Origin of the sequence: Lysinibacillus sp. NPDC097279 (genome assembly GCF_044761745.1) — a bacterium.
Lineage (GTDB): Bacteria > Bacillota > Bacilli > Bacillales_A > Planococcaceae > Lysinibacillus.
Genome location: NZ_JBIWDA010000009.1, coordinates 16,525 through 28,705, shown reverse-complemented (window position 1 = coordinate 28,705; position 12,181 = coordinate 16,525). Strand labels below are relative to the sequence as shown.

The window sequence follows — 12,181 nt, the reverse complement described above, 5'->3', positions numbered from 1 at the left end:
ATTACGCATGAAAACAAATTTAATTTACCCTCTGTTGATCGTCATCGCTTCAAGTAGCTATGGTATTTTATCGACAATTGTCAAAGTTGCTATGCAGCATGGCTTTACAACATCAGAGGCGGTATCAAGCCAGTATATTATTGGCTTTATGCTAGTTGGAACGATCTTTATCGTAACGCAAAGACAACTACCGAAACTTACAAAGAATGGCTTACTTATTTTAGTTAGTGCAGGGATTTTCACAGGCATTACTGGTATTGTCTACGGGGAATCATTAAAATATTTACCTGCATCTCTTGCCGTCGTGATGCTCTTTCAATTTACATGGATTGGTTTATTGTTAGACTGCATATTCCATAAAAGACTGCCAAGTAGACCAGAAGTAATTTCGATTTTCGTTTTATTTGCTGGTACTATTTTGGCTGCGGGTGTATTGAATGTCGATTTAAGCGGTATTGCAATACAAGGTTGGCTATTTGGGTTAGCTGCTGCATTTACCTTTGCATGCTTTATCCAATTTAACTCTCGCCCCGTTGAAGGGATTACAACGACATCAAGGGTTTTAATTGTTTCCTTTGTTGCTCTTATTATGATCAGCATTTTCCTAAACCCTGAAATTGCATGGAACGGCAAATTATTCACTGAAGGGCTATGGAAATTCGGACTAGCACTTGGACTTTTCGGTATTATTTTACCAATTTATTTATTTTCAATTGCAGTACCAAAAGTTGGTGGTGCACTCGCTTCAATTTTAAGCGCCATTGAACTCCCTGTTGCTGTAACGGTTTCCGTTATTGTACTGCATGAATCACTTACATTATTACAAATAGTTGGCATCATACTCGTAATACTGGGCATGTTGCTCCCTACTATGCTTGCTAATCGCAAAATTACAGCTCCTTAAAAATGGACCTATCCATTTTTAAGGGGTTTTTATTTTTCACACATATATCATTGATAATCGACATTTTTTTGGATTATGATAATAATAACGTTAGAATTTTTTAATTATTCTAACATTAATACTTTATTTAAGTATTATACTGCACTATGTAAGCAACTCACTATAGGAAGGGGAAGATGATTATGAAAAAGACACGTATTTTCGGATTTTTTCTTGTGCTGATGCTTATCGTTTTAGCTGCTTGTAGCAATAACGACGATAAGGATTCGACAAAAGATGCCACAAATGGCGACAATGCCTCTGATTCAGAAAAGGCAGATGACAACGCATCTCCATCTGGCAAACTGGTCATTTACACAGGACGTGATGAGGAAATGGTGCAAGGCGTAATCGATCAGTTTAATGAGAAGTACCCGGACATTGAAGTGGAGTTTTTAACAATGGGAGCTCAGCAAATATTAGAGCGTCTACGCGGTGAAAAAGCAAATCCTCAGGCGGACTTCTGGTGGGGTGGTACCCAATCTGCATTAATGGTTGGTGCTGATGAAGATTTACTGCATACGTGGCAACCAAGTTTTATCGAAACAATTGATGCCAATTATAAAGATAAAGAAGGTCGCTGGTTCGGTGAAATGCTTTTACCAGAAGTAATAATGATCAATAGCGACTTACTAACAAAGGAAACAGGCCCACAAGATTGGGATGATTTATTAGATCAAAAGTGGAAAGATCAAATTTTAATTCGCGGCGTATTAGCTTCGGGAACAATGCGAACAATTTATTCCTCAATGATTGTTCGTCAAGATGCTACTACACCTGACAAGGGCTACGATTGGCTATTAAAATTAGATGCGAATACGAAAGAATATACGCAAGACCCGAATGCACTTTATTTAAAGCTCACACGTCAAGAAGGCAGTGTTTCTTTATGGAATTTACAAGATATTTTATTAAAGAAATATACAACGGATTATCCGTTCGATTACATTTATCCGAAGAGCGGCGCACCTATTTTAGTCGATGGTGTTGCAGTTGTTAACAATGCTAAAAACTTGGAGAACGCCAAATTGTTCGTAGAATTTTTATTTGAAAAGGACATGGTGACAAAATTAGCGAATGACTACTACCAAATTCCAACACGCTCCGACATTGACCAAGCGGCAATGCCAGAATGGTATCAGGAATTAGATTTAAAAACATTTGATATTGATTGGCAGCTTATGGCGGAAAAAGAGGCAGAATGGATGGAGCACTGGGATACAAACATTAAAGGCAGAGGAAAAAAATAGTGCCAGGCACTCAAACAATTTGATTTCTCAGCTGATTGAATTGGAGGGTGACACCTCCTGTGGGAATATACGCAACGTGAGCCGCGAGATAACGATACTTGCGGCTTACTGTATGCTCGTAAAAAATGCCGCACTCAGTGCAAATCAACCGCAGTGTTAAACAATTATTATAAAATTTTACCCTTGTCTAATTTTATAATAATTTGTCTTTTCTGATTATTCAGTTTATAATAATTATAATTAAACTCAAAGGAGGAATTCTTATGGTATTTAATAAAAGTATCTATCTGGCAGAAAGGGAGCATGAATCTCATATTCAAAAAAGAGAAAGCTCCTATTTACCTAAAGATACTTATAGAGTTACTAAGGTAAATATGCAAGGGGAAAAAGTAGCTGAAATTTTAAGTACTAATGGGAAATTCCCATTAGTAGAAGGTACTGTAATTGGGTTAAATGATTTAATTCTTACACATAACTGTTTAGTTGAGATTCGAGATAATAATGGATTAATTTTTAGACTTGGTGAGCATTCTGAGTTTTCTTTAGAGTTAACAGTTATTGGAATCGCGCCTATTTTCTTCGGATCAGTATTTAAAACAAGGTTCAGTGGATATCCACCTATGATGTGTGCTGGAAAATATAGAACCAGTTGTTATCTCAAATGTCCAACAACTCTTCATACAGAAAATGTTGAAGACGGTTTAGATGTATTTTATTCTCTTTCTGAAGAAACTGAGATTTGGGAGTATGATGAAAAGGGAAAAAAATTCCCTATCATTAACGTAGAAGAAGGATATAAAGTTTACTTAAGATATATTAGTAATAGACCTATGAGAGAGCGTTATAACATTGAAAAAATACAACCAATTTCTCATCAAGAATATGATCATATAGCCATGAATTATATGAATCCTAAGCATTGGATTTAAAATTAAGTAATTTAATATCCTCTTTTAGAACTTATAAATGTAAATATTACATAAATTTTTATAATTTCTTAAAGGGGATTTTCTTTTTTAATCTAGATTTTCTAGTATAAATGAATTTTATTTTGAATATGTTTAGCAAATTAAAAATTACCTAAAATTATCTGTATTTACATTCCCTTCTTAAATGAAGCACATTTCATTTATTTAGACATCGAGACACGTTTATTTTTTGTAGTCATCCCTTGTCAATTGATGAATAAGTGACCGTAGCATTTTAATCGGAGTATAAATAAAATATAAACCATATAATTAGGTGAAGAATCATGAATACAATCTACTCTTATTTCAAACTTACCTTAAAAACCTTCCCTCTTTTTTGGGGAGCTTCAAAGTTATATTCTATTATTTTGTTAATTATTATTCCATTTCAAGCAATACTACCCTCTCTTACAATTTGGTTTTCAAAAGGTTTAATTGATGCCATATCTACTACCGACACTATCATTTATTCTATAATTATTTTCTTTGTACTATCTTGGATAATAGTATCTTTTATGAATGCTATATTAGGTCCCATCGAAATGACCTTTCAAGGCTTGATGACCGATAAACTAATTGCCAACTTAAATAAATCGCTAATGGAGAAATCTTCAGAAATAAAAGGGCTATATTACTTTGAAAATCCAGCGTTTTATGATGATATACAAATACTTGAGCAAGAAGCTGCATGGAGACCCGTAAACCTTATCGTTTTTACTTCTGGCATGATTAGTAGTGTCATAACTGGTATTTCTATGCTGGTGCTACTAACGAACTTTAATATTTTGATTGCATTCATTATTTTTGTTGCAATCGTTCCACAGGCTATCGTTACTTATAAATTACAAAAGGAAGCATTTGAAACGCTTGTAATGAATAGTCCAGAATCTAGAAAGATGCAATATTATAGTTCCGTAATGCTTTCAAAAGAACACATTAAAGAAGTGAAAATATATAATACAGCTGCCTTTTTTATTAATAAATATATGGTGACGTTCAATAAAATTCATGCAGAAGTAAAAAAAATTCGATATAAACAAGCTATCTTCTCTGTTGTTTTTGTTGGAATTGGAATTGTAGGCATTGGCATAAGTTTTTGGTGGGTAGTTAAAGGCGTACTAAATAGCACCTTTACTGCAGGAGATATACTCATTTTTTCATCTTCGGTGTTGCTTGCACGGCAAAGTTTAGCAGGTTTTATTGAAAATTCGAGCTTACTATACGACACATTACTTTATATGGAGAAATATTTTAAGTTCGCATCGTTACAATCAGACATAAAATCAGGTAAGAAGATTTTATCGTTAGAAAAAAGTAAATTTACATTAGTTTTTAAAAATGTATCTTTTAAATACCCTCATTCTTCTAAATTTACACTTCAACACATTAATTTTACTATCACTATGGGCGATAAAATTGCACTTGTCGGAGAAAATGGTGCTGGGAAATCTACTATCGTTAAGCTCATTACAAGATTTTATGAACCAACCGAAGGAAAAATAGAATTAAATGGCATTGATATTGCAGAATATGATATTGATAGTTATCGTCAAATAATCGGTATTGTGTTTCAAGACTTTTCCCGTTATCAATTATCATTTAAAGAAAATATTATGATTAGCCATACAGACAGTACTAATGATTATGAAAGGTTAGCTAGCGTGTCTGAGCAAAGCGCTCTTAATGATTTGGTTGCAAGTTTCGAGCAAGGCTATGAGCAAATTTTAAGTAAAAATTTTGATAATGGAACAGAACTATCAGGCGGTGAATGGCAGAAGGTAGCCATCGCAAGAGCTTACTTCCGAAATGCAGCATTTCTTATTTTAGATGAACCTTCGGCAGCTCTTGATGCAAGGAGTGAGCACCAAATGATCGAAACATTAACTGACCTTTCAGCAACAAAAACATTATTATTAATAACGCATAAACTATCTGCTTTAAAAATGGTTGATCGAATTATTGTATTGCAGCAAGGGCAAATAATTGAAGAGGGTTCAATGCAAGAGTTATTAAATCAAAAAGGATATTTTTCAGAATTGTATCAATTACAAGCAAATAAATATACTACTAGTCTTTAATGTGCGGAAAGTGCATGCAATAGCATGACCATCTTTTCAAAATAGAAAGGAGCATTTCATTTGAAAAATGTCAAAATCGAAAATGTCTCTAAGCAATTTGGAAAAGTACATGGTGTGAAGGATTTAAATCTTAATATTAAAACAGGTGAATTTTTTACTTTCCTTGGGCCTAGTGGCTGTGGAAAAACGACCACCTTACGGATGATTGCAGGATTTTACTACCCTACTGAAGGGAAAATTTTTTTCGATGATCGTGATGTGACATTGCTTCAGCCAAACAAGCGAAATATCGGTATGGTGTTTCAAAATTACGCCCTTTTTCCGCATATGACTGTGGACGAAAATATCGCCTTTGGTTTACAAGTACGAAAGCTCTCAAAATTAGAAATCAAACAAAAGGTTGATCGCATTAGAGGGTTAGTACATCTTGCACAATATGGAAACAGAAAAATTAATGAATTATCTGGCGGTCAGCAGCAACGCGTGGCATTGGCAAGAGCACTTGTCATTGAACCCGATATTTTATTACTTGATGAGCCGTTGTCGAATTTAGACGCGAAATTACGAGAGGAAACGCGCATTGAAATTAAAAGAATTCAATCGGAGTTAGGTGTCACAACCATTTATGTAACGCACGATCAAATGGAAGCAATGGCTATGTCTGACCGCATTATGGTGATGGAGAATGGCTACGTGAAACAAATTGGCACACCACAAGAGATTTATAATCGTCCATTAAACCGCTTCGTCGCCGACTTTATTGGGGAAACCAATTTAATTGAAGCGACAACAATGGCAATTGATGATGATCAAATACAAGTAAAAACGAAGAGCGGACTTGTTCTAACTGGGCGAAAGCAACACAGCTCTCCTACTTTAACGCATATGATTGGAGACAACGTGTTTATTTCGATTCGTCCTGAGACCATCAATCAAGGCCCTGGAGAAAACACATTAACAGGAACCATTTCTTTTGTGGAATTTACAGGAATAAGCGTAAATTATATTGTCGATTTCATCGATTTCTCTTTGAAAGTCATGATTATTAATAAAAACGCTCAATTAAAAAGTATTGGCGAAGACATTACATTAAATATAGCGCGTGAATCACTTTATTTTTTAGGAGAATAGGAGGCATACCATATGGAAAAACCACCTGTACAATCTTATCAAAATAATGCTTGGACACGGCTAACGCAATCGAAATGGTTTGTTTATATTTTAATTTCTCCCTTATTTTTAGTGTTGTTTGCCTACGTAATTTATCCTTTTTATCAAACTTTTGTTCAGAGCTTTTCAGAAGATAATGCACTTCATCATTATCAAAAGTTTTTTAGTCTTGCGAGCCCTGCGAATCTCGAGGCGCTCTGGACTAGTTTATATATCTCGATTATTAGTGTTATTTCCTGTGCAATAGTTGGCGTTACAATGGCCTTTTTGTTGGAACGCTATAATTTTCCTGGGAGACGGCTACTATCCATTTTAGTATTAGTACCAATGGCTCTTCCACCACTTGTTGGTGTACTTTCTTTTACTTTTCTTTACGGAGAAAGTGGTATTTTCCCACGTGCAATTCAACATTTGTTTGGACTAAATCAAGTACCCTTTTCTTTAAAAGGCATATGGGGTGTAATTGTTGTACATACATTTACGATGTACACATACTTCTATTTAACCGCTTCGGCTGCCATTAAAGGACTGGACCCTTCATTAGAAGAAGCCGCAACTAGCTTAGGCGCAGGGCGTATACGTGTATGGACAAAGGTTATATTACCGATGCTGACCCCTTCTATCATTGCATCTGCATTACTTGTATTTATGATATCTATGGCGTCCTATACTGCGCCGTTAATGTTTGGCGTTGAACGAACAATGACCATGCAAATATACTTATCACGAACAAATGGTAATTTGGGAATGGCAGCTACACAATCCATGATTTTATCGTTTGTATCCATTTCCTTTTTAATCATAATGCGCTGGTACCAAAATCGCAGAAATTATCAAAATTTGAGTAAAGGAATTAGCGTTCATCGTTCTGAAGTGTCCTCTAAGTGGATGAAAATGTTTGCTACAATTGCTTCCTTTGGCGGAACCCTTGTTTTAATTTTACCTATATTAGTGCTTATATTAATTTCATTTTCAGTGGATGGTGCCTGGAAAACTCAAATTCTCCCTACCGACTACACACTCGATCATTATATAGCGCTATTTACGGATGAACGAACATGGAGACCTATTTGGAACTCTATTCAAATGGGCATTGTCGCAACATTCGGTAATGTAATTTTCGGTGTCGCAGCAGCATACGCAATGGTTCGCCTAAATTTTAAAGGTAAAACATTACTTGATATTTTAATTATGGTTCCTTGGGCATTGCCTGGGACTGTAGTTGCCGTCAATTTAATTGCAGCCTTTAGTACTGAAAATGTTTTCGCCTTTAACCAAGTATTAATTGGTACATTTTGGATTTTACCATTAGCTTATTTTATTAGACATTTACCTCTCGTGTTCCGTTCAACCTCAGCCTCCCTTGTGCAATTAGATCAGTCGATCGAGGAGGCATCGCGAAGTCTTGGTGCAAATTGGTGGTATTCGTTTAGACGCATCGTACTACCACTTACTTTTTCGGGAATATTAGCAGGTACTCTGTTAGCACTTGTTCAAAGTTTAGGTGAGTTCGTAGCTTCTATTCTTATTTACAGCACTTCTACAATTCCGCTGTCTGTTGCTATTTTTCAAAAATTATATGCCTTTAAGTTTGGCACTGCGTGTGCTTATGGTGTTTTACAGATTTTCTTAATTTTAATAGTACTCATTATTTCTGAAAAGCTATCAAAGGGCAGTGCTGGCACAGCCATTTAACTGTCATCCTATAGGAGGCCATTCATATGTTTGAAGATTTCCGCAACAAAATCCAGCAGGAGGATGGAATGATTTTTCCTTCGAATATTTATCGGAAAATTGTTTTGCAACCAGCTTATGACGAAGCTAAAAAAAACTTTTTAACGATTATGCTCCAAATTAATATTGCACATTTAAAAATGTTAGAAGAACAAGGACTAGTAAAAAAAGAAGAAGTGAAACAAATTGCTATGGCGCTAAAAAAGCTAGACTTGAACTATTATCGAATTGAAGATTATAGCCCGCAATATGAGGATTTATTTTTCCGCATTGAAAATAAATTAATAGAACTTGCTGGTGACGTTGCTGGAAATCTCCATATTGGTAGAAGCCGTAATGATATGGGTATCGCCATTTATCGGATGACATTGCGCAAAAAATTATTAATGCTCATGGGAGAATTGCTTAAATTGCGTGGTGATTTAATTGCTTCCGCTGAGGAGCATATCGATACAATTATGATTGGCTATACACATACGCAGCAAGCACAACCAACCACTTTTGCCCATTATTTAAAAGCTGTAATCGATCAACTTGATCGAGATTTTGAGCGCATGCAACATTGCTATCAAACCGTTAATCGTAGTAGCATGGGAGCAGCCGCCTTAACGACTACAGGCTTTAACATTAGCCGTGAACGCATGAGAGACTTATTAGCGTTCGATGATATTATCGAAAATGCCTGGGATGCGGTAGCTGGTGCGGACTATATCGCTGAAGCAGCTAGTATTGTACAGCTTGCCGCCCTTAATCTCGGCCGTACATCTCAGGACTTTTTATTATGGGCTACACAAGAATTTAACGCATTTACACTAGCTAGCCCATACGTTCAAATTAGCTCGATTATGCCCCAAAAACGCAACCCTGTTTCCATAGAACATACACGCTCATTACTATCCGCAGTCGTTGGAGACGCTAGTACAGTACTACAAATGGTACATAATACACCGTTTGGTGATATCGTTGATACAGAGGACGATATGCAACCATATTTATGGCGAGCTATAGATCGATTAATAGGTATTTACAAATTATTTGGCTCCCTCGTAGTCACAATGGATGTCAACAAGAAGAAGCTGCGGAACCGTGCGGAAAACAGCTTTGCAAATGTTACAGAACTCGCTGATACATTAGTTCGTTCCGAAGGTATTTCGTTCCGCCAAGCCCATAGCATCGTCAGTAAGTGTATTAAAGTATTGCTTGCTCACGGTGAGGAATCGCTTGCTAGTCTGACATGGGGGCTAGCCAATACACAATCTAAATTAGTTACTGGTAAACCTTTAGGGATTTCCGAAGATGATTTCTATCACACCTTAAAACCAGAGTTTTTTGTAAGTGTCAGAACATTATTAGGTGGCCCTTCGCCTGAAACAATGCGTGCATCCATTGAACGAGCAAAAGTAAAGGCAGACGCCCTATTTGAGTGGGTTCAGCAAAAGGAATCCGCCATTACGGAGGCAGAAAAGCAATTAATAACATTTATAGAGGAATGGGACCAATGAACGAATGGCTACTAATTATTGATGGCGGTGCAACGAAAACGGCATGTGCAATCGTACATGCCGAGTCAGGTGAAATCCAATATACAGCATCATTAGGAGGATCCAATTATCAGGCTATAGGTGTGGAGCCTGCTACGGATATATTACGAGCATTATTAGCAAAGGCTCAAGTATTTTTACAGGCGCAAGCTAACCCGAAAATTACTGTTGCCACATTTGCTATGGCTGGGATTGATTCTCCTAATGATCATAAAATTGTGACAGAAATTGTCCATAGTACAATTACAGCGACACAGCTAAACATCCAGACGCTTATCATTGAAAATGATGCTGAAGCTACCTTATTAGGCGTCACCGCTGGACAGGCAGGTGCTTTACTCATAGCAGGAACGGGTGCCATTGCATACGCATTCGATGGTGAGCATATCGCACGTTCTGGTGGCTGGGGACATCGTGCAGGTGATGAAGGAAGTGGCTATTGGCTAGGGCAGGAAGTTATACGGGCCATTTTCCGCATGGAAGATGGCCGAGGTGAGCCGACGATATTGAAAGATGCCGTCTACAACTATTTACGTATTCAAGATGTCACAGAACTTGCTGCATGGCTATTCCGCCCTTCTTATACGAATGCTCAATTAGCAAAAATGGGCGCATTTTTAGCCGATGCAGTTGCTAAAAAAGATGCTTGTGCTACTCATATCTCCATACAGGCTGCCTATGAGTTAGTCCTTCTTGCATGTGCGGTACTAAAAAAAATTGGATATCAAGGAGAGCCATTTCATTTATATTGTAATGGTGGCGCTCTAAAGCATAACCCGCTAATATTAAAAACGTTTTCCCAGGAAATGACCTCCATGTATCCACAAATTCGAGTGTCTTTGTGCCAGCATCAGCCGATCCATTATATTATTCAGCGCACAAAAAGGGCGTATGACAGTCTTTAATGTCATACGCCCTTTTAAGGGTCTACCAACATGGTCAATTGATTGCAGCGGAGGGCGACGACTCCTGCTCAGAACGCACAAAATGTAAGACGCAACAGACCGCGCGACAGCGAGGGTTGCGGCTTACGTTGTGCCCGCGGAAAGCGTCCGACCGTAGTGGAAATCAACGGTACTTATACGCCCTCCATTTACAATCAATGTTCCAAAATTATAGCTGCATTTTCTTCAGTTCATCTGTCATGAAATATAAATAGCCATCTTTAATAAATAAATCCTTCGTGTCTTCCCTATTTAATACTTGTTCACCGCTTCCGTCAGGACGAATTTTCGTTAAATAGGCGCCATGCGAGTAATTACTAAAATATAGCCATCCGTCAGCATACACAATATATTGCGCACGCGTTTTCGTAACACGCTGAGCTTTACCTGTAGTCATATCAAGCACGTACAATTTATTGTCATCAGAAATACTGCTATAAAATAATTGATTTCCTACTTGCGCGGGGAAATCGATATCTTGATAGTAGCTATAAGTGGTACTTATTGCTTTTGGATAATCATTTGCTATCCATGTATGATCACGTGCCATTGTGCGATCATCCACTAAAAAATATTGATATCTTATAGCACCGCTCCGATCTGGCACAGGGTCATTCCATGTTGTATCAAGATGATACCATTGACCGTCAAGTTTCACTAAATTCCAAGCATGCCCTTCCTTACCGACATAGCCAACGATATATTGCGTTTCAAAGCCAAGTTTTTGTAATAGTGTATGGGCTAATAATGCATAGCCCTGACAAACACCACCATGCTCTGCAAGCACAGTATAAGCACTATGTGGACTTGACTTCGTTTGTTCTGTATAAGCCGTATTCGCCACAATATAATCATTAACAGCTCTAACCTTCTCCACATCGGTCTTCGCGTCTTTTTCAATTGTAGCCACTATTTCTTGAGCGTTCATCTCAACATAAGCTGCTTGCTCTGGCGTCATTAAATAGCTTTGTTCCCCAAAAATTTTGGCTGTTTTTCTCCCATATTCAAAGCGTATAGAATGCTTACTAATATGCCCATACACATAATCATCTCTTTTAATTGCACTATCATAGGCCTCTTCCACAATCTTCTCGATTCGTTCTGTACTTCCCTTATATTGAATCTCATAGGTTGGTGAAAAGCTACTATAATAGGAGTACATTGCATCCGCCATTTCCTTGGCATTGGTAACAACAAGCTTTGTCTCAGGCTGCTGTACGACTGGAGCAGTAACGGCTAGCTTTTGTTCCTTCACATCTTCAGGGTTTGCTGTTTGTATGGAGGCATCTTCTGAAAATTTAGTGGTAACATCAACAATCTTCTCCTTTGTTGCGAGTAGCACTGTTTCAATGTCATCATTATTTGCCCAAGTAACGACCTGTTTTACAGTCGCTTTACCTACTGTATAAATTGGCTCTAAGAAAATGATAAGTATTGCAATAATAGCTAGCTTTTTCCACAAAAATCTTCACCTCACACAGTTTCACTACTTTCATTATATACAAAAAAAACACAAAGAACTCAATTAGGAGCCCTTTTGTGCTTTTAAATAT

The 12,181-nt window shown here is 37.1% G+C and carries 9 protein-coding genes; 8 read left to right on the top strand and 1 reads right to left on the bottom strand.

Translation table 11 applies throughout. The annotated features are described in order from the left end of the window. The first annotated feature begins 7 nt into the window (after positions 1–7). From ACIQ1H_RS21480 to ACIQ1H_RS21445, 8 genes are all read left to right on the top strand, one after another. Positions 8–904, top strand: a complete 897-nt coding sequence (locus ACIQ1H_RS21480) for an EamA family transporter (RefSeq protein ID WP_402891840.1) — start codon at positions 8–10, stop codon at positions 902–904. A gap of 182 nt (positions 905–1,086) precedes the next feature. Next, positions 1,087–2,193: an extracellular solute-binding protein gene (locus ACIQ1H_RS21475; RefSeq protein ID WP_402891838.1), complete on the top strand. Its 1,107-nt coding sequence runs from the start codon at positions 1,087–1,089 to the stop codon at positions 2,191–2,193. Between the two features lie 263 nt (positions 2,194–2,456). Beyond that, a complete protein-coding gene (locus tag ACIQ1H_RS21470) occupies positions 2,457–3,122 on the top strand; it encodes a hypothetical protein (RefSeq protein WP_402891835.1) in 666 nt (221 codons plus the stop codon). A 323-nt stretch (positions 3,123–3,445) separates the two neighbouring features. Then, positions 3,446–5,239, top strand: a complete 1,794-nt coding sequence (locus ACIQ1H_RS21465) for an ABC transporter ATP-binding protein (protein ID WP_402891832.1) — start codon at positions 3,446–3,448, stop codon at positions 5,237–5,239. Positions 5,240–5,299: 60 nt separating this feature from the next. Then, a complete protein-coding gene (locus ACIQ1H_RS21460) occupies positions 5,300–6,370 on the top strand; it encodes an ABC transporter ATP-binding protein (RefSeq protein ID WP_402891829.1) in 1,071 nt (356 codons plus the stop codon). 12 nt (positions 6,371–6,382) lie between these two features. Beyond that, on the top strand, positions 6,383–8,104 hold the full coding sequence (locus tag ACIQ1H_RS21455) for an ABC transporter permease (protein WP_228134295.1): 1,722 nt from the start codon (positions 6,383–6,385) through the stop codon (positions 8,102–8,104). A gap of 26 nt (positions 8,105–8,130) precedes the next feature. Beyond that, positions 8,131–9,645, top strand: coding sequence for an argininosuccinate lyase (argH, locus tag ACIQ1H_RS21450; protein WP_228134294.1), 1,515 nt, complete (start codon positions 8,131–8,133; stop codon positions 9,643–9,645). Continuing rightward, positions 9,642–10,589 (top strand): N-acetylglucosamine kinase, encoded by a 948-nt coding sequence (locus ACIQ1H_RS21445; RefSeq protein ID WP_402891825.1) that lies wholly within the window; start codon positions 9,642–9,644, stop codon positions 10,587–10,589. The genes argH and ACIQ1H_RS21445 overlap by 4 nt, the downstream gene beginning before the upstream one ends. A 208-nt stretch (positions 10,590–10,797) precedes the next feature. Here ACIQ1H_RS21445 and ACIQ1H_RS21440 read toward each other — a convergent pair whose 3' ends face one another. After that, positions 10,798–12,090 (bottom strand): transglutaminase domain-containing protein, encoded by a 1,293-nt coding sequence (locus ACIQ1H_RS21440; protein ID WP_402891823.1) that lies wholly within the window; start codon positions 12,088–12,090, stop codon positions 10,798–10,800. Between the last annotated feature and the right edge of the window lie 91 nt (positions 12,091–12,181).